Origin of the sequence: Pseudomonas sp. NBRC 111132 (assembly GCF_001320565.1) — a bacterium.
Lineage (GTDB): Bacteria > Pseudomonadota > Gammaproteobacteria > Pseudomonadales > Pseudomonadaceae > Aquipseudomonas > Aquipseudomonas putida_P.
On sequence record NZ_BCBI01000063.1, the window covers coordinates 1 to 24,114 of the forward strand.

The window sequence follows — 24,114 nt, forward strand, 5'->3', positions numbered from 1 at the left end:
TCTCACAGGCGACCAACATGCAGCGACGTACACTTACCAACCACGAGCTACGGACTCAGACGCCAGGGACGCTAGGCTCGAATGCCCCTTGCCGGCGACGATTGACGAAGTAGTACGCCGCGTAGCACAGGGCAATGAAGCCAAAGCCCCAGTAAAGCGACGGCCGCTGGGTTTCATCCAATGCCAGGAACACGAACAGCGAGCTGCACAGGGTGATGCACAGCAGCGGCACCAACGGATACAGCGGCGCCCTGTACTTCAGGTCCTGCAACTGCCCACCGTCACGCAGGTAGGCTTTGCGGAAGCGATACTGCGCCAGGGCGATGACGATCCAGGTCACGGTACCGGACATGCCGCTCACCGCCATCAGCACCATGAACAGCGTGTCGGCGGCAATGAAGCTGGTCATCAGCGAGATCAGCGCAAAGCACAGGGTGATGCTCAGCGCCCGCAGCGGCACGCCGCGCTTGCTCAGTGGCGACAGGCTTTTCGGCGCCATGCCGCTCTTGGACATGGCCCAGAGAATGCGCGTAGAGGCATACAGCCCGGAGTTGCCCACCGAAAGAATGGCGGTGAGGATGACGAAGTTCATCACGTCGGCAGCAAAGGGGATGCCGACCATGTCGAACACCTGCACGAACGGGCTTTCCATCAGGCCAGCCTGCTCGTACGGCACGATGGCCGACAGCACCGCAATCGCCAGCACGTAGAAGATCAGCACGCGGAACACCACGTTGCGCACCGCCCGCGGGATGCTCTTTTCCGGGTGCTCGGTCTCGCCGGCCGCCACGCCCATGATTTCACAGCCCTGGAAGGCATAGACCACCGTCATCATCACCGCGAACACCGCCGACAGGCCGTGGGGGAACAGCGACTCGCCCACCAGGTTGTCCAGCATCGGCGCCGGCGCCCCGCTGGTCAACGGGATGGCACCGAAGATCACCAGCAGGCCGATGATGATAAAGCCAAGGATGGTCGCCACTTTGATGCCCGAGAACCAGTACTCGGCTTCACCAAACGCGCGAGTGGCCAGGGCATTGAGGCCGAACAGCACCACCACGAACAGTGCCGACCAGTACCAGATCGGCACGTCCGGGAACCAGCGGGTCATCAGCATGCCGGCGGCGGTGAATTCCAGGCCCACCGTAGTGGCCCAACTCATCCAGTACACCCAGCCGATCATGAAGCCGGTGGCTGGGCCGATGAACTTGGTGGCATGGGCCTGGAACGAGCCGGACACCGGCATCTGCACCGACAGTTCGCCCAGGCAGACCATCACCAGGTACATCAGCAAACCCGCGACCAGGTAGGCCAGGATCGCACCCACCGGCCCGCCCTGGTTGATGGTCACGCCCGAGCCCATGAACAGGCCGGTGCCAATCACTCCGCCAAGCGACAGCATGAAGATGTGCCGGCTTTTCAGGGCCCGGGTGAGCTGGATTTTTTCAACGGTATCAGTCATGGCGCACCTCGCCATTGCGGCAGGCACGTGGGGCGGTGCGAAGGAGGGGCTGAGCGCTACGGCATGTCATTATTCTTGTCTCCAATAAGCCTCATGGACCGCGTGCAACACGGTTGCCATGGATTATTGGAAACGGATGTAAGGTGCCGTTGTACGAACGGATCGAAGATGTAAAAAGTCGTAAGTTTTTTGTACGTCAGCTCTGGATCAGCTGTTCCAGCGTGGCGCGGGCCTGACTTAGCTGGGTGGCCAGCGGCCCGTCGAGGGTTTGCATCGCCTCGATGTCCTGCTGCCGGGCCGCCTCTTCCAGGCGATGCAACAGCGCTGCCAGCCCGGCGAACCCCAAGGAATCGCAGCTACCGGCCAGGCGATGGGCCAGGTGCAGCACTTCGGTGAAGTCCTGGGCCGGCAGCGCCTCGGCCAGCGCCGTGGCATGCTGCTCCAGTGATTGGCGCAGCACCTTCAACAGGCCTTGCAGCTTCTGTTCGCCCAGCAGCGAGCGGTGGGTGTCCAGCAGTGACCAGTCCATGTCTGCGTCAGCGCTGGTCACTTCGCCGCAGGCTACTTCGGCCAGCGCCTCGCGCAGGTTGTCCAGCCGCAAGGGCTTGGCCAGTACCCCTTGCATGCCAGCATCCAGGTAGCCCGATACCTGCCCCGGCTGCACGCCAGCCGTCAGTGCCAGGATCCGACTGTGGCGGTTCGGACCAGGCGAGGCACGCAGCTGTCGGCACAACTCCACCCCGCTCATGCCCGGCAAGTGCACGTCAAGCAAGACCAGATCGAAGCGCCGCTGCGCACACGCCTGCAGGGCTTGCCCGGCGTCTTCGGCAAAGCTCACCCGGTGGCCATCGCGCAGCAGCAGGCCACCCGCCACCTCGCGGTTCAGCGCAACGTCCTCGACCACCAGGATATCCAGGCTGAGCAAGGACAAAGGGGCAGGTGAGCCCGCAGGCACGGGCTGCCCGCGCGCCATGTCGAGCTCGAACCAGAAGCAACTGCCCTGCCCTTGCACACTGTCCAGGCCGATGCTGCCGCCCAGTTTTTCCACCAGGTGCTTGCAGATCGCCAGGCCCAGGCCAGTGCCGCCATAGCGACGCGCCACTGTTTCGCTGGCCTGGACGAAGCGGTCGAAGATCTTCGCCTGTACGGCGGGCTCGATGCCGATGCCATTGTCACTGACCGACAACCGCAGGCGCTGCGAGCGTTCGTTGCTGGCCAGCACCTGCACCGTAAGCTGTACCTGGCCGTGCTCGGTGAACTTGATGGCATTGGCCAGCAGGTTGCTCAGCACCTGGCGCAGGTATTGCTCGGCGCCGTGCTGGTGCGCGGCCAACTGCTCATCGACATGCAGTTGCAGGGTGTCGGCGTTTTCCATGGCCATGGGTTCGAGCAACGCCAGCACTTCCTGGCACAACTGGCGCAAGGAAAAACCTACCAGCTCGGCGCGGCTTTCGCCTTCTTCGAGCCGGGCGAAATACAGCACCTCGTTGAGAATCGCCAGCAGGCCCTCGCCGGCTTTGTACAAGGCCTCGACACGCTGGCGGTCGGCCGCCTCCAGGCGCCCGCCGCGCAGCAGTTCGGCCATGCCCAGAATGCCGTTGAGCGGCGTGCGCAGTTCATGGCTCATGGTCGCCAGGAAGCGTGACTTGGCCAGGTTGGCAGCCTCGGCCTCGTCCTTGGCGCGGGCCAGGCTGGCCGTACGCCGCTCGACCATGGCCTGCAATTCGTCGCGCTTGCCCTGCAGCTCCAGGCGGTCGCGCTCACGGCGCTCGATATCGCTGAGGATGGCGCGGCGCATATCGTCCAGGGCATTGGCCACCGTGTCGATCTCATCGGGGCGCGCTGAACGTCGGCGCCCCAGGCGCAACGGCTCCTGCCACTGGCCGGCGCCAATACGACGGGCAAATTCGGCCATCACTTGCAGGTGGCGGGTGACCAGGCGGTAGAACAGCCCCGACAGTGCCACTGCCAGGCCGCACAGAAACACGCCCATCCACAGCAGGCTGGCAAGGCCTGTGGCGTACAACCGGCGGTGCACCGCGCCCAGGTCGATGCTGACTTCCAGCTCGCCCAGGTGCCTGGGCGGCCCCGAGGGTGGCTGATAATCAAGGGGGAAGCGCTCGATGCGCAGCGGCCCTGTGGCTTCGGCCTCACCGCGCAACAACTGGAAATCATCACTGACCAGGCGCACCCGCGCCACATCGGAAAAGTCCACCAGGCCGCGCAGTTGCACATCCAGCTGCGCCTCGTCCAGGTCCCACAGGCTACGCTCCAGGCTGGCCAGGTAGCCGGCGCGGATCAACGCCATGCGTGCGTCTATGTCACGCATTTCGCGGCGGTACTCGAAGTACAGCTGCACGCCACTGGCCAGCACGGTGAAGCACAGGCTGAACAGCAGGATGAACAGCAGTAGGCGACGCAGCAGGCCGTCGGTGCGCAGGCGTATCATCGGGCATCCGCCGGCAGCTTGATCATGTCGCGGTAGGTGACTTCGCTTTGCTCCAGCCAGCGCTCGATCTCGCCAGCCCGGTTCATGCGCTGCAGCTGCTCGTCGATTTCATCCATGTGCTGGCTCAGGGGGGATTGCCGCGACACGGCTACACGCAGATAGTCCACGCTCAGTGCAGTGGGCAGCACGCGGATGTCCTGCGCGCCGGGCAAGTGTTCGATGAACAGTTGGCCAGTACGCCGCTCCTGGATCACGTAGTCGATGCGGCCGCGGATCAGCTTGCCAAAGTTCTGCTGGCTGGACGACACCCGCTCGATGTTCTGGTGGCGGGCGACGAAGCGGTCGAACTCAGCGCCGTAGCTTTCACCGTATAACAGGCCGCCACGGTAGCCGGCCAGGTCCTCCAGTTGCTGGAACTGCACCGGCCGCTTGCGGTTGTAGAACACGGCCACTTCCTCGCGCAACACCGGCACCGTGGAAAAACGCATGCGCTGGTCGCGCTGGTCGCTGTTATAGGCCAGCACCACGTCCACCCGCCCGGCGGCGGCGTCCAGCAGGCAGCGCTTCCAGTTGCCCAGCACCACGGTTTGCACCGGGTAGCCCAGGCGTGCGAACAGCTCACGCACCACGGTTGGGGCAAGCCCACGCACTTGGTGGCCATCGCTCCAGGAAATGGGTGGGTACACCGGGTAGTCGCAATACCGCACCGGCTCGCTGGCATTGGCCTGCGCAACACACAGCGCAAGTGCCGACAGCCAGGCGCAGTGGCTCATGCCGCCACACTGGCGGTGAACAGGTAGCCGGTGCCGTGGATGGTGATGATCAGCTGTGGCTCGGCCGGATCGTCATGCAGCTTGCGGCGCAGGCGCCCGACCAGCACATCGATGGAGCGGTCGTTGGGCACCCACTCGCGGTTGCGAATCTGGTCCATCAGCTGGTCGCGGCTAAGGGTGTGGCCGCTGTTGCGCAGAAACACGCTGAGCAGTTGAAACTCGCCGTGGGTCAGCAGGGTTTGCCCGCCACGGGCGTCGATCAGGCGACGGCGATCGGTGTCCAGCGCCCAGTCGGCGAACTGCTTCAGCGATTGTGCGCAGGCCGGGGCCGGGTGTACCTCGCGGGCATGGCGCACGCGGCGGATCAGGTTTTTGGCACGGGACACCAGCTCGCGGGGGTTGAGCGGTTTGATGACATAATCGTCGGCGCCGCATTCCAGGCCGACGATGCGGTCGATGTCGTCATTGCGCCCGGTGATGAGGATGATGCCGACCTCCGAGCGCACCCGTAGCTCGCGGGTCAGGGTGAGGCCGTCCTTGCCAGGCAGGCGGATGTCCAGCAGCACCAGGTCGACATCCTGGCTGCCGAGCAGGGCTTCGGCCTTTTCCGCCGTGTCGGCGCAGTGCACGTCGTAGCCTTCCTGGGACAGATAGGCCTGCAGCAAGTCACGAATAAGCGGATCGTCATCGACGATCAATACCCGAGGCGTCATTGCGTGTCGTCTCTTTTTATTGGTGTTGTTCTACACACTCGCGACAGCAGCGTACTCGTTACTGAACGGGCGATCAACAGCCCTCGGGCAGGCTGAAGCGCCGCCGACCACCGGCCTGCAAGCCATCGACCCAGGCCTCGCAGATGACCACGCCCTGCTCGGGGGTGAAGGTGCCGGGGTTGAGCCCCGACTCAAGCCACAGGCCATCGAGCAAGGCGCTCAGGCTGATGGCCGCCAGGTCGGCATCGAAACCCTGCCAGCCCTCTTCCTCGGCCAGTTTGGCCAGCAGCCGGCTGAGCTCGTTGCGGTACTCGCCGTAAGAGTGGTCGTGTACCTGGTTGATGGCGTCGGCGGTCTTCACCGCGCCCCAGAAAGCCAGCCAGGCATCGAGCAATTGCGGGTCGAGCAGCTCGGCGCAGAACGAGGCGCGGAAGAACGCCGACAGCCGCTCGCGGGCATTGGGCGCAGCCTGGGCCATGGCCTCGCGCAGCAGGCCCATCACCCGGCCGGTAACGGCCATGTAGGCCTCGGCCACCAGTTCGTCCTTGCCGGCGTAATGATGGCTGATCAACCCCACCGAAACCCCGGCTTCAGCCGAGATCTTGCGGATCGACGCCCCCTGAAAGCCATGGCGCTTGAGGCACACCAAGGTCGCCTCGACCAGGTTGGCTTTGCGCAGTTCCGGCAGCATGCGGTGGTAGCGGGCTTCCTGAGTCATCGGTGGGTCTCGGGTTAGGGGCTGGACTGAACGACTGTACAACAAGCCGGACAGCGTGATAAACCCTTGCACCTGCCCACAACAATAAAAGCGGCTGCCATGAACGACCTGATCACACGCGACCTGGACCAAGGGCTGCTGACCCTGGCCTTCAACCGCCCCGACAAGCTCAATGCCCTGAACACCGCCATGTACCAACAGCTGGGCGACCTGCTGCTGGCGGCGGGTGAAAACCCTGATGTCGACGCCATCATCATCACCGGTGGGCCGCACTGCTTCAGCGCTGGCAACGACCTGCGCGACTTCCTCGACAACCCGCCCAGCGACCTGGACAGCCCGGTGTTCCGCCTGATGCGGGTAGTCATGGGGCTGGACAAGCCGCTGATCGCAGCGGTCAGTGGCGCGGCGATCGGCATCGGGGCCACCCTGTTGCTGCATTGCGACCAGGTGCTGGTCAGCCGCTCGACCAAACTGCGCATGCCCTTCGCGCCATTGGGTGTGTGCCCGGAGTTCGGCTCCAGCCTGTTGCTGCCGCGTTTGCTTGGCCAGGCCCGTGCGGCGCGCTTGCTGCTGGCCAACGCGTTGCTCGATGGCGAACAGATGGTGGCCTGGGGGCTGGCCAATGAACTGCATGAAGACGGCGCGCAGTGCCTGGCGGCTGCCCGCACCCTGGCGCGGCAGCTGCAAGGCTATCCGCAGGCGGCATTGCGCATCAGCAAGCGGTTGCTCAAGGACAGCCAGCGAGCGGAGCTTGAAGACACAGTGGCGCGGGAAAGCCGGTTGTTCATCGAGTGCTTGCGCAGCGAAGATGCACGAGCTGTGCTGCGCGCACTCATCAAGGATTGAACAGGCTGGCGTGGCCCCTTGTAGGAGCGGCCTTGTGTCGCGATCGGGGTGCGAAGCACCCCCAGGATCTTCGAATCGCCCCAACATTGTTGGGGCCGCTTTGCGGCCCTATCGCGACACAAGGCCGCTCCAACAAGGGACCGCGTCATGACCAGACTGACTAATATCCAGTCATCTCCAGATACCCGCGCCCACCCGCGCTCCCGCTCAACCGCACCGGCCCTTCCCAGTAAGGGAATCGCGTCTGCATCCACGCCTGCGGCTCCACGGCATCAACCTGCACATCCACTCCATGCCCAGGCACCTGCACCCGCCACCGTGTCGGCACCTTTTTGCCGTTTTTCTGCGCAGACCAGGCTTGCGCCTGCAGCTGAATCTGCGCTGCGTCCAGCGCCACCACCTCACCCTGCGGCCCAACCCAGGTCCCAGCGCGGTACGCGTCCCCCCGCGCCTCGCGTACCTGAAACAGCATCAGCTTGGCACCACTGTCCAGGTGCAGCGAAAACCAGTCCCAGCCCGTTTGCCCTGACGCCAGCGGTTGGCTGCTCCATTCCCGGTCCAGCCAGGCCTGCCCAGTGACCGCGATGCACTGGCTGCCACGCTGAATGTGCCCCTGCACTTGGTAGAAAGGCTGGCTGTAATAGTACGAAGCCTGCCCCTTGCCAGATTTCTCGCTGTAACCTTGCTCCCCGTGCAGCACCAGAGGGTGATCGCTGTGCAACTGCAAGTCATAGCGAAAACCATCGCCACCGGCGACCATCCGCAGGTTTTCGATACTGCCCCTGCCCTGCAACGACCAGTCATCGATCCACGCTCGGAACGGCTGAGCCTGCACTCCGGCCTGGCCGATACCGCCGCGCGCCAGGGTTTCGCCAGACTGGTGGCCGCCCGGACCGGTCAAGGCCGCGTGCCCCATCCACAGGTTCGGGCTGTTCCAGTCGGTGGTCTCCGGGCCTGGGCGCAGGGCCGAGCGGAACAGCGTCCACTGGGCGCCCCAGTCACGGCCTTGGGCGTCCTTCAGGTTGGCGGTGACATACCACCACTCGATACGAAAACCATCGTGTGGACCGTGGTCCTGTGGAAATGCCAGCCGATGGTCGCGGGTCACCTGGCTGAATTCGCCGGCCTGCTGCCCAAGCCCGGCATAACTCTGTGGTGCTGGTTGATCACAGCCGCACAACAACACGCTGAGCAACAGCCACGCATTACGCTTCATCGGCAAAGGGCCTCAACAGTTCGCGCGGCTGGCGGCGCGCCAGCTGCCACAGCGGCCAGGCGCTGGCCAGCAGACTGGTGAACAACCCCAACATGGCCAACTGCAGCAACTGCACGGGAAAGACATAGAGCGGCAGGCGCCAGCCAAACGCCTGAACATTGACCACCGCGACCAGGCACCAGGCCAGCAGCAACCCCAGCGGGATCGCCATCAACACGGTGAGGCTGCTCAGCATGAGTGTCTGGCCAAGGCCCAGCCAGACCAGTTGCATACGCCGCACACCCAGCGCCCATAGCGGTGCCAGCTGGCCCAGCCGGGACTGGCCCAGGGTCAACAGGTTGATGAACAACGCCACGCCAGCCACGCCAAGGGTGAGGCTGTTGAGGGCAGCGGTGGCGGCAAAGGTGCGGTTGAACACGTCGGTCGACCAGCGCTTCAGGCGCGCCTGCTCGACCACGCGGCTGTCGTCGAGGGCAAAATGCCGTTGCAGAGCGACCTTGAGCGCCGGCACCCGTTCAGCGGCCAAGTCGACGCTCAAGCCGGTCAGGGTTGCCTGTGGCCAGTTTTCGCGCAACCAGCCGGCATTGGCCAGGACATGCCCCTTGGGGTTGCCGTAATCGGCATAGATCCCCACAACAGGCAAGGCCGGCGACGTGTTCGCAGGCAGCTTGAGGTTATCGCCCAGTTGCAGTTTCAACCGCCTGGCCAACTGTTCGCTGAGCATTACAGCCTGCCCGCGGGCCAGTCGCTGCCAGGCATGTGGCTGCTGTTCCAATAGTGGCCAGCGCGTTCGATAAACGGAGTGATCGACAATGCCCTGCACTTGTACCGGCCAACCTTGTAGTTGAATGTCCACGCGCCAGCCGGGCAGCACCACACTGGCCGCAGGCTGCTGCTCAAGCCACTCGACTATCTGCAGGCCTTGGGCTGTATCGCGTGGGGTGACATACAGGTCGGCGGACAGGCGCTGGCCAAGCCAACCGACAAACGTCTTGCGAAAACCCTCGGTCATGCTGCCCACGCCAACACTGGCAGCCAGCGCCAGCAAAAGGGCCATCAACGCCAGGCTCAGGGCCGGCAGTTGCTGGCGGCTGTCGGCAACGAACCATTGCGCCAATGGCCGCTGGCAGCGGCGCGCCAGCCAGGCCAGCACCCGGTCGAGCATGCCCGGTAACAGCAGCGCTGCCGCCAGCAGCAACCCCGCCAGCATGGCGAACGCGCTGGGCAGGCTGGCTCCGAACACGCCACAGCCCAAAGCCAGCAACAGCAGCAAGCCCGCGATCAATGCCTGACGCCTCAGCCATGGCCCCTGCGCCAGCCGCCAGGCTTGAGGTTGCGCCAGCGCCAGCAACGGCAATCGGGCCGCACGCATGACGCTGCCCAGCCCTGCCAGCAATGCCCCGAATACACTCACCAGCACGCCCAGCAGCCACCACCACGCGGGCAGGCTCAGCGTACCCGCCACCTGTGCGCCATAAAGGCCGCGCAAACTGGCGGCCACATCGGGCAGCAGCCACGCGGCCAAGGCATAACCACTGGCCACCCCGGCAAGCCCGCCCAGCACCGCGAACAGGCCCAACTCCAGCAACAGTGCATACAGCAGGGTCTTCAGGCTGATGCCGCTGGCGCGCAAGTTGCGGATCAGCCCACGCCGCTGTTCCAGCGCCAGGCCGATGGCGGCGTGGGCGATGAACAAGCCGACGATGAACGCCAGCAGGCCGAGCGCAGTCAGGTTGAGGTGGAAACTGTCGGTCAGGCGCTGCAAACCGCCATCGTCCTGCTGTGTTTGAAGTTCGAGGAAGGGCGCGATATCTGCCGGCAATGGCCCAGGTGCCCCGGCCAGCAGCAGGCGTGACAACTGCCCAGATGCATGCAGCAACGCCTGCGCGTGGCCGATGTCCACCACCATCACCCCAGGCGCCAACGCGGGCTGCAAAACCAAAGGCGGCAGCAACTGCCCTTCGCTGTCGCGGGCCCGCTGCGCGGGGTTTGCGCTCAACTGACGCAAGGTGTCTGGCCCAACCCAGGCTTGCCCGGGCGTGCCGATAAAAGCCTGCAGGTCGAATGCCTGCAGTTGTACACCGGCAATGCTGCTGGCCGGCGATAGGCTCAATGGCTCGATGCCAATCAGCCGCACGCTGTGCGCCGGCTCGCCCGGCAGGCGCAAGCGCCCTTCCAGCACCGGTGATACCGCCCAGCCCAGCCTGCGCAGTTGCACGTACAAACCCTGGTCGAAGCGCTCGCCAGTGCGCGGCAGCAATTGCGCCTGCAACGGCCCGGCCAAAACCGCGCTGGCCCGGGCATAGTCACTGCGTGCCTGGCTGTTCAGCGCCTGCACCCCGGTCCACAACGCCGTGGCCAGCCACAGGCCAGTGAAGATACTCAAGCACTGCACGCGGTGGCGCCGCCAATGGCTGAGCAACGCCATCAATGCCAGCGACAACAGCCTCATCAGCCCTGCTCGTGCCGCACGCAGCCGGCCTGCAGGTAGCAGCGCTGCTGCAAACGCGCCGCCAACCGTGGGCTGTGAGTCACCATCAACACACCGCTGCCGGCTTCGGCAACCAACTGCAGCAACAGGTTCAGCACCTCGTCGCTGCTGGCCTCATCCAGGCTGCCGGTGGGTTCGTCGGCTAGCAGCCATGCCGGTCGCCCGGCCAGCGCGCGGCCGATGGCGACCCGCTGCTGCTGGCCGCCCGACAAGTGTTCCGGGTAACGCGCAAGCAGGCCCGCCAGGCCCAGACGTTGCGCCAGGTAAGCCGCCCAATGCGGGTCATACCGCCCGGCCAGGCGAGCCTGGAAGGTCAGGTTCAGGCCGACGTCCAGGCTGCTGATCAGGTTGTATTGCTGGAACACCAGGCCAATCCCCTCACGCCGCCACTGTGCCAGAGACGCTTCCGAACGGCCGTCGAGCGCAACGTCGTCGATCAGGATGCGGCCGCTGTCGGCCCGGTCCAGGCCAGCCACCAGGTGCAGCAAGGTGCTCTTGCCGCTGCCCGACTCGCCCATCAGTGCCAGGCTGCTGCCGCGTGCCAGGCGCAGATCGACGCCCTGCAGAACCGGGAGCGGGCCTTGGGGAGTGGGGAATGATTTGTGAAGGTTTTCGATGGCGAGCATCGAGGGGCCTTGGTGTGTGATGTGTCTGCTAAGTAATAGCAGGTACGTGGTCGCAGAGGCGTATTGCGATTCTCATCGCTAGCCAACAATGGATCCACAACGATCCGATAACCGCACAAAACCCACCATAAGCACACAATATAGATTGACCGTGATTTTCTTTAACGGCTCTAATGGATCCATTAAATAAAAACAAAACCCCGGAGAGCCTCCCATGTATCCCAAAAACACCTGGTACGTTGCCTGCACCCCCGACGAGATCGCCACCAAGCCCTTGGGCCGGCGGATCTGCGGGGAAAAAATCGTGTTCTACCGTGGCCACGAGAACCGTGTAGCCGCCGTCGAGGATTTCTGCCCTCACCGTGGTGCGCCGTTGTCGCTTGGCTATGTCGAGGACGGCAACCTGGTATGCGGCTACCACGGCCTGGTCATGGGCTGCGATGGCAAGACCGTGTCGATGCCCGGCCAGCGGGTACGGGGCTTTCCCTGCAACAAGACTTTCGCTGCAGTCGAGCGCTATGGCTTTGTCTGGGTATGGCCAGGCGACCAGGCGCAGGCCGACCCGGCGCTGATTCCGCACCTTGAATGGGCGGTGAATGATGAATGGGCCTACGGTGGCGGGCTGTTCCACATCGGTTGCGACTACCGCCTGATGATCGACAACCTGATGGACCTCACCCACGAAACCTACGTGCATGCCTCCAGCATCGGCCAGAAGGAAATCGACGAGGCCCCGCCAGTCACCACCGTCACCGGCGACGAAGTGGTCACCGCCCGGCACATGGAAAACATCATGGCTCCGCCCTTCTGGCGCATGGCCCTGCGTGGCAACGGCCTGGCCGATGATGTACCGGTGGACCGTTGGCAGATCTGCCGCTTCACCCCGCCTAGCCATGTGCTGATCGAAGTGGGTGTGGCGCATGCCGGCAAGGGTGGCTACCACGCCGAGGCGCAGCACAAGGCGTCGAGCATCGTGGTGGATTTCATCACGCCAGAGACCGACACATCGATTTGGTACTTCTGGGGCATGGCACGCAACTTCGCCGCGCATGACCAAACCCTGACCGACAACATCCGCGAAGGCCAAGGCAAGATTTTCAGCGAAGACCTGGAGATGCTCGAACGCCAGCAGCAGAACCTGCTGGCCCACCCCGAGCGCAACCTGCTGAAGCTGAACATCGATGCTGGCGGCGTGCAGTCGCGCAAGGTGCTGGAGCGCATCATCGCCAAAGAGCGTGCGCCACAACCGCAACTGATCGCTACCAGCGCCACCCCTGCCTGAGGAACAGCCGACATGATCGATGCCGTAGTGGTGTCCCGTAACGACGAAGCGCAAGGTATTCGCAGCTTCGAGCTGGCGGCAGCGGATGGCAGCTTGCTGCCGGCGTTCAGCGCTGGCGCGCATATCGACGTGCATTTGCCCGATGGGTTGGTGCGCCAGTATTCGCTGTGCAACCACCCCGAGGAGCGCCACCGTTACCTGATTGGCGTGCTCAACGACCCGGCTTCGCGGGGAGGCTCACGCAGCCTGCACGAGCAAGTGCAGGCCGGCGCACGGCTGCGCATCAGCGCGCCGCGCAACCTGTTCCCGCTGGCCGAGGGGGCGCAGCGCAGCCTGCTGTTTGCCGGTGGCATCGGCATTACCCCGATTCTGTGCATGGCCGAGCAGCTGTCCCACAGCGGCCATGACTTCGAGCTGCACTACTGCGCCCGCTCCAGCGAGCGTGCGGCCTTTGTCGAACGCATTCGCAACGCGCCGTTCGCCGACCGCCTGTTCGTACACTTTGACGAGCAACCGGAAACCGCACTGGATATCGCCCGGGTGCTGGGCAACCCGCAAGAGGATGCGCACCTGTATGTCTGCGGGCCCGGCGGGTTCATGCAGCATGTGCTGGACAGCGCCAAGGGACTGGGCTGGCAGGAGGCCAACCTGCACCGCGAGTATTTTGCCGCAGCGCCGGTGGATGCCAGCAACGACGGTAGCTTCTCGGTGCAGGTGGGCAGCACGGGGCAGGTGTTCGAGGTGCCGGCCGACCAGACCGTGGTGCAGGTGCTGGAACAGCACGGTATCGAGATTGCCATGTCGTGCGAACAGGGTATCTGCGGCACCTGCCTGACGCGCGTGCTGCAGGGTACGCCGGACCACCGCGACATGTTCCTTACCGAAGAGGAGCAGGCGCTGAACGATCAGTTCACGCCCTGCTGCTCGCGCTCGAAAACGCCGCTGCTGGTGCTGGATATCTGAACCGGTTTACGCCGAGGGCAGGATAACCTTCATGCCTGCGTCTGCCGTCGCCCCGCCAAAGGTCTCGGCGTAGCGCAAGGTGGCATTGGCGTGCTCGCGCATGATCGCTTCGGCGCGGGCACCCTGGCGGTTGGTCAGGGCATCGAACACCGCGTGATGCTGCATGTGAGCAAAATTGAAGCGCCGGTATTCGCGGGCCAGGTCATGGCGGTCCACCGCCAGCGCGGTGACCGAGGCGAACGGCAGGTGGTCGTTGCGCGCCAGGGCATCGGCAATGGCCGGGTTGTGGCTGGCTTCGATGATCACCTGGTGAAAGCGCATGTTCAGGTCGTGGTAAGCCTGCAGGTCTTCTTCGGTCACGAAGCCCTTGTCGAACAGCTGGTCGCCATCGACCAGGCACTGCTGCAGCGCCGCGCGTGCTTGCACCGACAAACCACGCTCTGCAGCCTGGCGCGCGGCCAGCCCCTCCAGTACGCCGCGCACCTCGACCGCACCGGCGATGTCATCGGCACTGACTGAGCGCACCTGAAAGCCCCGGCCGCCAAAACGCACCAGCAAGCCTTCCTGCTCAAGGGTACGAAACGCCATGCGCACCGGCATGCGAGAAACGCCGAACAGCTCGGCGGTGGGGACTTCCATCAAGCGCTCGCCGGCCGCCAGCTCGCCCGAGGCGATCATCTTGCGCAACGCGACCAGCACCATTTGACCGGGCTTGCTCATCCAGGCTACTTCCAGGGACATGAGCGGGCATCTTAGCGCAAGGTGAGGGGTTGTTGGTGGCCTGTTAGCCCACATCGCCGGCAGGCCAGCCAACGATTAAGTCGCGGCGTTTACAACGTCAGCGGATAGCTGACAATCAGCCGCGTCTGGTCGAAATCACTGTTGAAGCTGCGCCGGTTGGTCGCATTGTTCAGGCGGATGTTGAGGTTCTTCAACGCCCCGCTCTGGAAGGTGTAGTTCACTTCGGTATCGCGCTCCCACTCCTTGCCATTGCTGCCGGCCGCCGTGGTGGCATTTTCACCATGCCCGTAGCGCACCATGGCCAGCAACCCAGGCACACCCATAGCGGCAAAATTGTAGTCGTAGCGCACTTGCCACGAGCGCTCGTCGGCGTTGCTGAAGTTGCCGTTGAACATGTCGTTGCCCAAGGTCCGCCCGCTACTGCCATACACCGACATCCACGGGCTGTCGCCACTGACCTTCTGCAACCCCAGGTACAGGGTATGGCCACTGTGCGAGGCCGACAGCAAAGCGTAGCCAGTGCGGCTCTGGATATCACCAATGCGCGCCTGTCCATCATCCCGGTCGATGAAGTAGCCAAGGTTGGCCGCCAGTGTCCACTCCCCCAGCCGCTGGCTGTGCAGCAGGTTGAAGTAGCTTTGCTGGTAAATGTCCTCCAGTTGCGAATGCCAGGCGCCGATCTGCGTGCGCTGCTGGTTGAAGCGGTACTCGGCGCCGACATAGTTGAAACCATCCGAAGTCACCCCAGGCGCGGCCCAGGCGGAAAGGTCCTGCATGTCGGAAGAATTGCGCAGGCTCACCTCGCGATACTGGCCGGCCTGCAGGCTCAGGCCTTCGATCTCCCGCGAATCGAGCATTGCCCCGCGGAACGTCTGTGGCAGCAGGCGGCCATCGTCGTAGCGCAGCAGCGGAATATCCGGCAACAGCTCACCGACCTTCAGTTCGGTCGCGCAAATACGCAGCTTGGCCGCCAGACCGGCGCGACCATAGTCGTCGGCCGCACGCCGGTCATCGTGCACCGGCAGCAGTTCGGAGCCGCTGGTACCACGGCCGCTGTCCAGCTTCACGCCGAACATGGCGATGCCGTCCAGGCCAACACCGATCAGCCCCGGTGTGTAGCCAGAGCTGAACTTGAAAATGAAACCCTGGGCCCATTCTTCGACCTTGCTCTTGGCCGCCCCTGCGTCGCGGAAGTCGCGGTTGAAGTAGTAGTTGCGCAGTGTCAGCCCGGCCTTGGCATCTTCAAGGAAGCCGCCCTCCTCGGCCCAGGCCGGCAAACCCAGGCCAAGCGCCAGCGACACCGCCAGGGCCGAACGGGCCAGCGTGCAAGTTGTGTGCATCATTATTATTGTTCTCCGCTTTTCATAGGCGCAGCCAACCGCCCCAGGCCGGTATGGGCTTGGGGCGACGTGCTGCATTCAGGTACCCGGCCAGGCCGGGTTGCACTCAGTGGCTCAGTGCATCGGTAGAGAGGGCGGCCGCTGGCTTGGCCATTGGCCGCAGTAGCAACAGGCAACCTGCGGCCAGCACGAACACGCTGGCGAACACCCCGTACAGGTGCAGCGGTTGCCAGCCGCCATCGAGCAATACGCCAGCCACGGTCGGCGACAGGATCGCGCCCATGCGGCCAATACCGATGCCCCAGCCCACGCCGGTGGCGCGTACCGAGGCGTCATAGACCACTGGCGACAAGGCATACAGGCCGGCCACGCAGCCGTTGGAAAACAGCCCGATCAGCAACCCCAGCGCCAGCGCAGCAGTGACCGAGGCCCCATTGACCACGAACAACACCAGCAGTGCGGCGGTGATGAGCATGAACAACGCCAGTACCCGCGTCAGTGGCCAACGCGATGCCAGCCCGCCGATCAGCGCCGCACCGAGGATGCCGCCGACACTCAACAGCACACCGCCGGTGATGCCCTGCTGGGCCGACAGGCCAGCGGCCACCAGCAGTTTCGGCGTCCAACTCATGACGAAGTAGAAGCCGAACATGACCAGGAAGAACAGCAACCAGATCACCAACGTGGTGCGGCGCATATCCGGCGCCAGCAGTTGCCTGAAACCACGGGTGGTACCCTGCGCCCTCGCCGCCAGTGCCGGCAGTTGCGCCAGTGCCGGCTGACCGAGGCGCACTGCCAGGCGGTTGACCCGGGCCAGGGCATTGGCTGGCCGGCGAGCCAGCAGGAAGTCCAACGACTCCGGCAGCCACAGCAATACCAGCGGGATCACCAGCACGGTGACGATGCCGCCGAACAGGAACACCGAGCGCCAGCCCCAATGCCCCAACAGCCACACCGCGAGCAACCCGCCCAGGGTCGCGCCCAGGGCATAGCCGGTGGACTGCAGGCTCACCGCAAGGCCACGCCAGCGCTTGCTGGCGTACTCGCTGGCGATCACGTTGCTACTGGCCAGGATGCCGCCAATGCCCAGCCCGGTCAGGCCTCGCAACAGCGCCAATTGCAGCGGGGTTTGGCTCAGTGCCGAGAGCAGCATGCCAATGCCCGAAAGCGCCAGGCACAACAGGATCAGTGGGCGTCGACCAAACCGGTCGGCCCATGGTGCGATGAACAACGACCCGGCTGCCATGCCGAACAGGCCGGCGCTGAGCAGCAGCCCTACCTGTGCGCCGTTCAGGCCCCACTCGGCGGACACCGAGGCGGCGGTGAAGGCCATGACCAGCACGTCGAAGCCATCGATCATGTTGAGGATGATGCAAATACCAATGGCCAGGCACTGGAAGCGGCCCATCGGGTCGTTGTCCAGGCGTTGCTTGAGGTCGGTATTCATAGGGCCACCTGCCGGTTCACAGGTGGGAGAACTGATGCGCACACGCCGGCAAAGCGCATGGAACCCTGACGGTTCCGTACCCTTGGAAAGCCATTCATGACTGGACCCTTTTTGTAATTGTTGTCGCATACGGCAGGAGGGCTCCGGCCGTTGTCAGGCGCTAATCAACCAGATAATGGATCCACAAACAACAAACCAAAGCCAAGCGCTTTGAGAAAACCACCAAAACTCTACGTGACCGATCTACCAATTTTATTTTTTATCTATTTATTTCAATATGTTATCCGCTTAAGCCTCATATGATTTTTCGTTCGTTAATCGAACACGATTCTTTTATGGATCCATAATGACGCAAAAAACCAGCATCGAATCCTCCATGCGGCTCAGCCATGAACAAATCTTCATGTTTGCCGCCAGCGCCCTGATCATGGGACACACAGGCGTTATCAGCCTGCGGCCAGCCGCGCCTCGCCTTGAGAGGGCGGGATGTGTTGCGTAGCATCCCCGGCCCGATCGCGCGCCCGCACGGCCAGCGCGATGCCTGTAGGAAAGAGCCCCTGATGCCGCAACCCATCCCTCTCAAGGACCACGAAAAGGAAAAACACCTGGTGAACCGCCGGCTTCTGGCCTGCGCCGCCCTGGTGTTCAGCCTGTGTGCCGTATTGGTGGGCCGGCTCTATGTGCTGCAGGTACTGCAGCACGACCAGCAGACCGCGGTGTCGGAAAACAACCGCGTGCACGTGCTACCCATCGCCCCCGAACGCGGGCTGATCTACGACCGCAATGGCGTGGTGCTGGCCGACAACAAGCCCAGTTTCGACCTGACCATGACCCGTGAGCGGGCCGGCGGCGATTCGGCCAAAGTGCTCGACACCTTGACCCAGGTACTAGGCCTGACCGAAGACGACCGCAAGCAGTTCGACAAAGACCTGCGCCGTGGCCGCAAGCCGTTCGAGCCGGTGACCCTGATGGTGGGCCTGAGCGAAGAGCAGATCGCCCTGGTCGCGGTAAACCAGTTCCGCCTGCCGGGCCTGGAGGTCGAACCGCAGTTCATCCGCGAGTACCCGCTGGCCGAGCATTTCGCCCATTCGGTCGGCTATGTGGGGCGCATCAACGAGAAAGAAGCCAAGGTCCTCGACAGCACCGAGTACCGCGGCACCCAGTCAATCGGCAAGACCGGCATCGAGCACTTCTACGAGAGCCAGCTGCATGGCCACGTGGGCTATGAAGAGGTCGAGACCAACGCCCAGGGCCGGGTGATGCGCGTGCTCAACCACAAGGACCCAACTCCTGGTCAGGACATTGTCCTGACCCTGGACGCGCACTTGCAGGTGGCCGCGGAAAAGGCCCTGGGCGAGCGCCGTGGCTCGGTGGTGGTGCTGGACCCGGCCAATGGCGACGTACTGGCGATGGTCAGCAACCCCAGCTTCGACCCCAACCTGTTCGTCAAGGGCATCAGTTTCAAGCAGTACGCCGCCCTGCGCGACTCGATCGACCGCCCGCTGTTCAACCGCGTGCTGCGTGGCCTGTATGCGCCCGGCTCGACGGTTAAACCTGAAGTGGCCATCGCCGGCCTCGACAGCGGCGTGATCACCCCTGGCAGCCGGGTGTTCGACCCTGGCTACTATGAGTTGCCCAACTACGACCACAAGTACCGCAACTGGAACCGCAGCGGCGACGGCTGGGTAGACATGTACACCGCCATCATGCGCTCCAACGACACCTACTTCTACGACCTGGCTCATAAACTGGGCATCGACCGCCTGCACGATTACATGGCCGAGTTCGGCCTGGGCCAGAAGGTGTCGCTGGACATGTTCGAGGAGGCCTCGGGGCTGATGCCTTCGGCCGAGTGGAAGCGCGCCACGCGGCGCCAGGCCTGGTTCCCGGGTGAGACACTGATCCTCGGCATTGGCCAAGGCTACATGCAGGTCACCCCGCTACAGCTGGCCCAAGCCACCAGCCTGCTGGCAAGCAAAGGCGTGTGGCATCGCCCGCACCTGGCCATGACCGTGGGCGGCGATGTGCCGGTGGACCCCAACCCAATGCCCAATATCGTGCTGCATGACAAGCACGCCTGGGACCAGGTCAGCCAAGGCATGCAGATGGTCATGCACGACCCGCGCGGCATCGCCCGCGCCGCAGCAGCCGGTGCGCAGTACCGGATTGCAGGCAAGAGCGGTACCGCGCAGGTGGTGGCAATCAAACAGGGTGAGCGCTACAACCGCGACAAGACGCTGGAAAGGCACCGTGACAACGCCCTGTTCGTTGGCTTTGCCCCGGCTGACCACCCGAGCGTGGTGGTGGCCGTGATGATCGAGAACGGCGAGGCTGGGGGCCGAGTGGCCGGGCCGGTGGTGCGGGAGGTGATGGATGCTTACCTGCTGGATGAACAGGGGCATTTGAAACCGGAATTTGCGGGTGGGGTATCCCCTCGCAACGCCCCCCACATCTAGGGTGCTTGGGGCTGCTGCGCAGCACCACGCAACACCTTTAAGATAAAAATAGAATAATAATATGACTTCTTATTCTTTTTTATCTATTCATTAATCCTCTATAACTCTCCCAACTGTACAGCCGCCAACACCCGGCCAACTGTTTGCAGCGCAACACCTGATCAACACAAAACGCCCGCACGGCAACAGCAGCGCAGCCACTAATACTCGCTAACTAGTTGATCTATAACAACATTAGAACCAGGCACGACGATTGCTCAAGCAAAGTCCCGCTCAACCAGAACCGGAGACTAGCCCATGAGCACCCCACTGAACGTCGTAGCCCTGTCCGGCGGCACTTCCCGCCCTTCGCGCACCCTGGCCCTGACCGAAGCGATCCTCGCCGAACTGGCCGAACACCTGCACATCAAGCCGCACCTGATCGAACTGGGCGAGATCGCCCGGCCACTGGGCAGCGCCCTGTGGCGCAGCGAACTGCCCGACACTGTCGAGCAGCAACTGCGCCTGGTGGAACGGGCCGACCTGCTGGTGGTGACCACACCCGTGTACCGCGGCAGCTTCACCGGCCACTTCAAGCACCTGTTCGACCTGATCGGCCAGGACGCCTTGGTCGACACCCCGGTGTTGCTCGCCGCCACCGGTGGCAGCGAACGCCACGCGCTGGTGCTCGACCACCAGCTGCGCCCGCTGTTCAGCTTCCTGCAGGCCCTGACCCTGCCCATCGGCGTATTCGCCAGCCAGGCGGAAATGGCCGACTACCGTGTCTCCAGCGACGCCCTTGCCGCCCGTATCCGCCTGGCCGCCGAGCGTGCCGTGCCACTGTTCGGCGCCCACCACGCCCTGCGTAAAAGCGCCTGAGGAGCGGCCATGAATGCACCTGTGACTACACCACTGCGCCCGGCCTTGGCGATTGCCCGCGAACTGGCCGGGCAGTTTGCCCAGACCGCTGTGGAACGCGACGAACGCGGTGGCACACCCAAAGCCGAGCGCGACGCTTTGCGTGACAGCGGCTTGCTGTCACTGGCGATCCCACAGGCGTTCGGCGGCCAGGGTGCCAGCTGGCACGATACCTTCGCGGTGGTGCGCGAGTTCGCGCGGGTCGACAGCTCCATCGCCCATGTTTTCGGTTTTCACCACCTGATGCTGGCCACCGTGCGCCTGTTCTCGCGCCCGGACCAATGGCAACCGTGGTTCGAACAGACTGCTCGCAAACAGTGGTTCTGGGGCAATGCCCTGAACCCGCTGGACACCCGCACCGTGGTCAAGCACTTCGACGGCTGGTGCGAGTTTTCGGGCAAGAAGAGTTTCTGCTCCGGCGCCAGCGACTCGGAAATGCTGATTGCCTCGGCAGTGGACGAACGTGCCGGCGGCAAGTTGCTGATTGCCGCCATCCCCAGTGGCCGCACCGGCATCAGTCTGCACAGCGACTGGAACAACATCGGCCAGCGCCAGACCGACAGTGGCAGCGCCACCTTCGAGCGGGTACGGGTCGAGCACAACGAATTGCTGCTCGATCCAGGCCCCTTGAGCACTCCGTTCGCCGCCTTGCGTCCACTGATCGCCCAGCTGCATTTCGCCAACCTGTTCCTCGGCATTGCCGAAGGCGCCTTCGACGAAGCCCGTCAGTACACCCTCAAGGAAAGCCGCCCGTGGTTCCGCTCCAGCGCCGCCAGCAGCGCCGAAGACCCTTACGTACTGCGCCATTACGGCGAGTTCTGGGTTGGCCTGGAAAGCGTGCGCCTGCTGATCGAGCGGGCCGCGCGCCAGCTGGACGCCGCCTGGGTCAAGGAACATGCACTTACCGCTGATGAGCGCGGCGACCTGGCCCTGGCCATCGGCACTGCCAAGGTCGCCGCCAGCCGCCACGGCCTGGACATCTGCAACCGCCTGTTCGAGGTTACCGGTGCCCGCGCCACGCATGCCTCGCTGCGCTTCGACCGGCACTGGCGCAACCTGCGCACGCAAACCCTGCACGACCCGGTGGACTATCGCATCCACGAACTTGGCGAGTGGGCCCTCAACGACAAACGCCCTGCCCCATCCTTCTACTCCTGAGGACTGCCCATGCAACTGCTGACCCTCCCCCCGTCACCGACACTGGCTACCTCGATCCGGGCGACCGCACAGGTCTTTGAAGACCCAAGGTCGCAGGCGCTGCTCGCCCACCTGCAACAGGTCGCCCCCAGCGAGGCCAGCGTCCTGATCATCGGCGAAACCGGCACGGGCAAGGAGCTGGTCGCACGCCACATCCACAACCTCAGCGGTCGGCGCAACGGCCCGTTCGTTGCGGTCAACTGCGGCGCATTTTCCGAGTCGCTGGTGGAAGCCGAACTGTTCGGCCATGAAAAGGGCGCCTTCACCGGCGCCCTCGCGGCCAAGGCCGGCTGGTTCGAAGAGGCCAACGGCGGCACCTTGTTCCTCGACGAAATTGGCGACTTGCCGCTGCCGATCCAGGTCAAGCTGCTGCGTGTACTGCAAGAACGCGAAGTGGTGCGGCTGGGCTCGCGCAAGAGCATCCCGATCAACGTGCGGGTCCTGGCGGCGACCAACGTACAGCTGGAAAAGGCCATCAACGCCGGACATTTCCGTGAAGACCTGTACTACCGGCTGAACGTGGTGACGTTGCAGTTGCACCCGTTGCGCGACCGTCCGGGCGACATCCTGCCACTGGCCCGGCATTTCATCCGCAGTTACAGCGACCGGTTGGGCTACGGGCCGGTGGAACTGAGCCCCAAGGCCCAGGCCAAGCTGGTCGAGTACAGTTGGCCGGGCAACATCCGTGAGCTGGAAAACGTGATTCACCACAGCTTGTTGACCTGTGGCGATGGCACGGTGCAAGCGCAGGACCTGCGTTTGTCCAACTTGCGTATCGAACGGCAAGAGGAGGAGCCGGCAGGCAATGGCGTGGATGACTTGCTACAGCGCGCGTTCAGCCGGCTGTACGAGGAGCAGTCGGGTGATCTTTACGAGAAGGTGGAAAATGCCCTGCTGCGCTCGGCGTACCGGTTCTGCCATTACAACCAGGTGCATACCGCGCAGTTGCTGGGGTTGTCGCGCAACATCACGCGCACCCGGCTGATTGCGATTGGTGAGCTTGTAGTGAACAAGCGGCGGGGACAGGAGCAACAGGTGCTGGACAACCGGGTGGTGCGGTTGTCGATTTGAACCTTGAGCCGCTTCCACAGAGGCCTCACTGAGATCGAGCCCTGCGCTGTACCTGCCCCTCTCGTCATTCCAGCCAGGAAAGGGAACTACCCGCACTCACCTGCTCTCTTAAACACTGAGTGGTTTATTTCCCTGTGCTTCACGCTACTGGAGAACACGACATGCGCCACCTATTCCTCGCCCCTGCGCTGCTGCTCCTGCTGCCTGCCGGTGCTGCCCTGGCCCGCGTCGATGCGGGCGACGTCGCCACCTCGGCCGGTGTTTCCGCCTCGCTGTATTCGACCTTCAAGGATGACAAACGGATCATCCCGGCCCGTGACGAGCTTTCTGCGTTCGTCGCCAGCGGCGGTGCCATCCGCGGCGCCTATGTGGAGTCGGCTTTGGAACAGGCCCGCAAGGACCACCCAGGGCTGCAAGCCAATGATGAAGAGTTGGCCAGGGCAATCCTGTCTCAGGATGACCCTGTGGCTGACCATTGAGTGAACCTGTACCGGCCTGTGCTCGGCATTGTCCGCGAACAGGCCGGTGCGGGGTTACAATTCAACCCCAGCCATCCATGCGCATGGTCGCCCTGACCAAGCGCTGCTCTTCCTGCTCTATCTCTCGCAAACTGTCACGTATCCCGTTGATGTGCTCGCGTGCGGCCCGCTGAGCCTGCTCGGGCAGTTGCTCCATCACTGCGTGATACAACCGCGCATGCTGGCGATCGATCTGGCGTTTCTGCGCAGGCCGGCAGTACAGGTTGTTGACCGAAGCGAACACAGTACTCAGGGTCAGGTCACTGAGCGATTGCAGGGTATGCACCAGCACCGGGTTATGCGACGCCTCGCTGATCGCCCGGTGAAAGGCATGGTCACGGTGGGCATGCTCGCGAGCATCGAGCGCCTGCGCGGTTTCATGGGCAGCCAGCATTTCTTCGTAGCGCCGACGGATCAGCAAACGGTCGACCTCGGTGGCGCGCAAAGCCGCCAGCCGCGCCGACTCCGCCTCCAGCAACGCCCGCACCTCCAGCAAGTCGAACAACGTGCGCGGTTGCGAGCTGAACAGGTGCATCAACGGCGTGCTCCCCACCTGCCCCGTCAGGTCGGCGACGAACGAGCCACGCCCTTGCTCGGTGTCGATGATGCCGCGCCCACGCAGGATGCGCAGGCCCTCCCGCAGAGCCGAGCGCGAACAGCCCAGTTTTTCCACCAGCCGCCGCTCGGACGGCAGCGCCTGGCCCACCTTCAGTACGCCTTCGACGATCAACCGTTCGACCCGTTCGGCGACCTGATCGGCGACCTTGGCCTTGCCTTCAGTACCCATCTCAACGCCCCTACTGGTAGGACCAGTTGCATCACTGGCTTCAATCTAGCCGGACAAAGCCGGTAATAGCCACAGCCTGGCAGAAAAACTGGTAGGACCAGTATCTGCCGCACTCGACCAC

Annotated in this window: 20 protein-coding genes; 8 read left to right on the forward strand and 12 right to left on the reverse strand. The window is 63.8% G+C overall.

Annotation, left to right across the window (positions count from 1 at the left end; genetic code table 11):
* Positions 1 to 55 precede the first annotated feature (55 nt).
* From APH35_RS23585 to APH35_RS23605, 5 genes are all read right to left on the reverse strand, one after another.
* Positions 56 to 1,462 (reverse strand): amino acid permease, encoded by a 1,407-nt coding sequence (locus APH35_RS23585; protein WP_012271829.1) that lies wholly within the window; start codon positions 1,460 to 1,462, stop codon positions 56 to 58.
* Positions 1,463 to 1,658: 196 nt separating this feature from the next.
* The gene (locus APH35_RS23590; RefSeq protein ID WP_060515623.1) at positions 1,659 to 3,911 is read right to left on the reverse strand and encodes a hybrid sensor histidine kinase/response regulator; all 2,253 of its coding nucleotides are present in this window, start codon (positions 3,909 to 3,911) and stop codon (positions 1,659 to 1,661) included.
* Positions 3,908 to 4,684, reverse strand: a complete 777-nt coding sequence (locus tag APH35_RS23595; RefSeq protein ID WP_012271827.1) for a substrate-binding periplasmic protein — start codon at positions 4,682 to 4,684, stop codon at positions 3,908 to 3,910. The genes APH35_RS23590 and APH35_RS23595 overlap by 4 nt, the downstream gene beginning before the upstream one ends.
* The gene (locus APH35_RS23600) at positions 4,681 to 5,397 is read right to left on the reverse strand and encodes a response regulator (RefSeq protein ID WP_012271826.1); all 717 of its coding nucleotides are present in this window, start codon (positions 5,395 to 5,397) and stop codon (positions 4,681 to 4,683) included. Before APH35_RS23600 ends, APH35_RS23595 begins: the two co-directional genes overlap by 4 nt.
* 73 nt (positions 5,398 to 5,470) lie before the next feature.
* On the reverse strand, positions 5,471 to 6,115 hold the full coding sequence (locus APH35_RS23605; RefSeq protein WP_012271825.1) for a TetR family transcriptional regulator C-terminal domain-containing protein: 645 nt from the start codon (positions 6,113 to 6,115) through the stop codon (positions 5,471 to 5,473).
* 99 nt (positions 6,116 to 6,214) lie between these two features.
* On the opposite strand from APH35_RS23605, the gene APH35_RS23610 reads away from it, so the two are divergent.
* The gene (locus APH35_RS23610) at positions 6,215 to 6,961 is read left to right on the forward strand and encodes an enoyl-CoA hydratase-related protein (RefSeq protein WP_012271824.1); all 747 of its coding nucleotides are present in this window, start codon (positions 6,215 to 6,217) and stop codon (positions 6,959 to 6,961) included.
* Between the two features lie 160 nt (positions 6,962 to 7,121).
* Here the strand turns inward: APH35_RS23610 and APH35_RS23615 are convergent, their stop codons facing one another.
* The 3 genes from APH35_RS23615 to APH35_RS23625 are packed head-to-tail and all read right to left on the reverse strand — an operon-like array spanning position 7,122 to position 11,294.
* Complete coding sequence (locus APH35_RS23615; RefSeq protein WP_060493377.1) at positions 7,122 to 8,177, reverse strand: lipocalin-like domain-containing protein; 1,056 nt, start codon at positions 8,175 to 8,177, stop codon at positions 7,122 to 7,124.
* Positions 8,167 to 10,629 (reverse strand): ABC transporter permease, encoded by a 2,463-nt coding sequence (locus tag APH35_RS23620; protein ID WP_060515624.1) that lies wholly within the window; start codon positions 10,627 to 10,629, stop codon positions 8,167 to 8,169. Before APH35_RS23620 ends, APH35_RS23615 begins: the two co-directional genes overlap by 11 nt.
* Positions 10,629 to 11,294 (reverse strand): ABC transporter ATP-binding protein, encoded by a 666-nt coding sequence (locus APH35_RS23625; protein WP_012271821.1) that lies wholly within the window; start codon positions 11,292 to 11,294, stop codon positions 10,629 to 10,631. Before APH35_RS23625 ends, APH35_RS23620 begins: the two co-directional genes overlap by 1 nt.
* 214 nt (positions 11,295 to 11,508) lie before the next feature.
* On the opposite strand from APH35_RS23625, the gene APH35_RS23630 reads away from it, so the two are divergent.
* Together APH35_RS23630 and APH35_RS23635 are read left to right on the forward strand one after the other, a co-directional pair.
* A complete protein-coding gene (locus tag APH35_RS23630) occupies positions 11,509 to 12,576 on the forward strand; it encodes an aromatic ring-hydroxylating oxygenase subunit alpha (RefSeq protein ID WP_012271820.1) in 1,068 nt (355 codons plus the stop codon).
* A 12-nt stretch (positions 12,577 to 12,588) separates the two neighbouring features.
* The gene (locus tag APH35_RS23635) at positions 12,589 to 13,539 is read left to right on the forward strand and encodes a PDR/VanB family oxidoreductase (RefSeq protein ID WP_060515625.1); all 951 of its coding nucleotides are present in this window, start codon (positions 12,589 to 12,591) and stop codon (positions 13,537 to 13,539) included.
* 6 nt (positions 13,540 to 13,545) lie between these two features.
* Here APH35_RS23635 and APH35_RS23640 read toward each other — a convergent pair whose 3' ends face one another.
* The 3 genes from APH35_RS23640 to APH35_RS23650 form a co-directional block, all read right to left on the reverse strand.
* The gene (locus APH35_RS23640) at positions 13,546 to 14,259 is read right to left on the reverse strand and encodes a GntR family transcriptional regulator (RefSeq protein ID WP_012271818.1); all 714 of its coding nucleotides are present in this window, start codon (positions 14,257 to 14,259) and stop codon (positions 13,546 to 13,548) included.
* 110 nt (positions 14,260 to 14,369) lie between these two features.
* Positions 14,370 to 15,623, reverse strand: a complete 1,254-nt coding sequence (locus APH35_RS23645) for an OprD family porin (RefSeq protein WP_012271817.1) — start codon at positions 15,621 to 15,623, stop codon at positions 14,370 to 14,372.
* Positions 15,624 to 15,726: 103 nt separating this feature from the next.
* Complete coding sequence (locus APH35_RS23650; protein ID WP_060515626.1) at positions 15,727 to 17,067, reverse strand: MFS transporter; 1,341 nt, start codon at positions 17,065 to 17,067, stop codon at positions 15,727 to 15,729.
* Between the two features lie 560 nt (positions 17,068 to 17,627).
* Between APH35_RS23650 and mrdA the strand changes: the two genes are divergently transcribed.
* The 5 genes from mrdA to APH35_RS23675 all read left to right on the forward strand — a co-directional run bounded on the left by mrdA (position 17,628) and on the right by APH35_RS23675 (position 23,167).
* Positions 17,628 to 19,523 (forward strand): penicillin-binding protein 2, encoded by a 1,896-nt coding sequence (mrdA, locus tag APH35_RS23655; RefSeq protein ID WP_041166469.1) that lies wholly within the window; start codon positions 17,628 to 17,630, stop codon positions 19,521 to 19,523.
* A gap of 297 nt (positions 19,524 to 19,820) precedes the next feature.
* Positions 19,821 to 20,381, forward strand: a complete 561-nt coding sequence (msuE, locus tag APH35_RS23660) for an FMN reductase (protein ID WP_012271814.1) — start codon at positions 19,821 to 19,823, stop codon at positions 20,379 to 20,381.
* Between the two features lie 9 nt (positions 20,382 to 20,390).
* The gene (locus APH35_RS23665) at positions 20,391 to 21,578 is read left to right on the forward strand and encodes an acyl-CoA dehydrogenase family protein (protein WP_060515627.1); all 1,188 of its coding nucleotides are present in this window, start codon (positions 20,391 to 20,393) and stop codon (positions 21,576 to 21,578) included.
* A 9-nt stretch (positions 21,579 to 21,587) separates the two neighbouring features.
* Positions 21,588 to 22,688, forward strand: coding sequence for a sigma54-dependent transcriptional activator SfnR (gene sfnR / locus APH35_RS23670; protein WP_012271812.1), 1,101 nt, complete (start codon positions 21,588 to 21,590; stop codon positions 22,686 to 22,688).
* A gap of 161 nt (positions 22,689 to 22,849) precedes the next feature.
* Complete coding sequence (locus APH35_RS23675) at positions 22,850 to 23,167, forward strand: DUF2388 domain-containing protein (protein ID WP_012271811.1); 318 nt, start codon at positions 22,850 to 22,852, stop codon at positions 23,165 to 23,167.
* Positions 23,168 to 23,228: 61 nt separating this feature from the next.
* On the opposite strand, the gene glcC is transcribed toward APH35_RS23675, so the two are convergent.
* Positions 23,229 to 23,993, reverse strand: a complete 765-nt coding sequence (gene glcC / locus APH35_RS23680) for a transcriptional regulator GlcC (protein WP_012271810.1) — start codon at positions 23,991 to 23,993, stop codon at positions 23,229 to 23,231.
* Positions 23,994 to 24,114 lie beyond the last annotated feature (121 nt).

Bases quoted from the DNA above. Each gene is read 5' to 3' on its own strand.
- APH35_RS23635 (WP_060515625.1), top strand. From the start codon at position 12,589: ATGATCGATGCCGTAGTGGTGTCCCGTAACGACGAAGCGCAAGGTATT.
- sfnR (WP_012271812.1), top strand. From the start codon at position 21,588: ATGCAACTGCTGACCCTCCCCCCGTCACCGACACTGGCTACCTCGATC.
- APH35_RS23625 (WP_012271821.1), bottom strand. From the start codon at position 11,294: ATGCTCGCCATCGAAAACCTTCACAAATCATTCCCCACTCCCCAAGGC.
- APH35_RS23595 (WP_012271827.1), bottom strand. From the start codon at position 4,684: ATGAGCCACTGCGCCTGGCTGTCGGCACTTGCGCTGTGTGTTGCGCAG.
- APH35_RS23675 (WP_012271811.1), top strand. From the start codon at position 22,850: ATGCGCCACCTATTCCTCGCCCCTGCGCTGCTGCTCCTGCTGCCTGCC.
- glcC (WP_012271810.1), bottom strand. From the start codon at position 23,993: ATGGGTACTGAAGGCAAGGCCAAGGTCGCCGATCAGGTCGCCGAACGG.
- APH35_RS23600 (WP_012271826.1), bottom strand. From the start codon at position 5,397: ATGACGCCTCGGGTATTGATCGTCGATGACGATCCGCTTATTCGTGAC.
- APH35_RS23610 (WP_012271824.1), top strand. From the start codon at position 6,215: ATGAACGACCTGATCACACGCGACCTGGACCAAGGGCTGCTGACCCTG.
- msuE (WP_012271814.1), top strand. From the start codon at position 19,821: ATGAGCACCCCACTGAACGTCGTAGCCCTGTCCGGCGGCACTTCCCGC.
- APH35_RS23590 (WP_060515623.1), bottom strand. From the start codon at position 3,911: ATGATACGCCTGCGCACCGACGGCCTGCTGCGTCGCCTACTGCTGTTC.
- APH35_RS23650 (WP_060515626.1), bottom strand. From the start codon at position 17,067: ATGAATACCGACCTCAAGCAACGCCTGGACAACGACCCGATGGGCCGC.
- APH35_RS23640 (WP_012271818.1), bottom strand. From the start codon at position 14,259: ATGAGCAAGCCCGGTCAAATGGTGCTGGTCGCGTTGCGCAAGATGATC.
- APH35_RS23615 (WP_060493377.1), bottom strand. From the start codon at position 8,177: ATGAAGCGTAATGCGTGGCTGTTGCTCAGCGTGTTGTTGTGCGGCTGT.
- APH35_RS23630 (WP_012271820.1), top strand. From the start codon at position 11,509: ATGTATCCCAAAAACACCTGGTACGTTGCCTGCACCCCCGACGAGATC.
- APH35_RS23620 (WP_060515624.1), bottom strand. From the start codon at position 10,629: ATGAGGCTGTTGTCGCTGGCATTGATGGCGTTGCTCAGCCATTGGCGG.
- APH35_RS23665 (WP_060515627.1), top strand. From the start codon at position 20,391: ATGAATGCACCTGTGACTACACCACTGCGCCCGGCCTTGGCGATTGCC.
- APH35_RS23605 (WP_012271825.1), bottom strand. From the start codon at position 6,115: ATGACTCAGGAAGCCCGCTACCACCGCATGCTGCCGGAACTGCGCAAA.
- APH35_RS23585 (WP_012271829.1), bottom strand. From the start codon at position 1,462: ATGACTGATACCGTTGAAAAAATCCAGCTCACCCGGGCCCTGAAAAGC.
- mrdA (WP_041166469.1), top strand. From the start codon at position 17,628: ATGCCGCAACCCATCCCTCTCAAGGACCACGAAAAGGAAAAACACCTG.
- APH35_RS23645 (WP_012271817.1), bottom strand. From the start codon at position 15,623: ATGATGCACACAACTTGCACGCTGGCCCGTTCGGCCCTGGCGGTGTCG.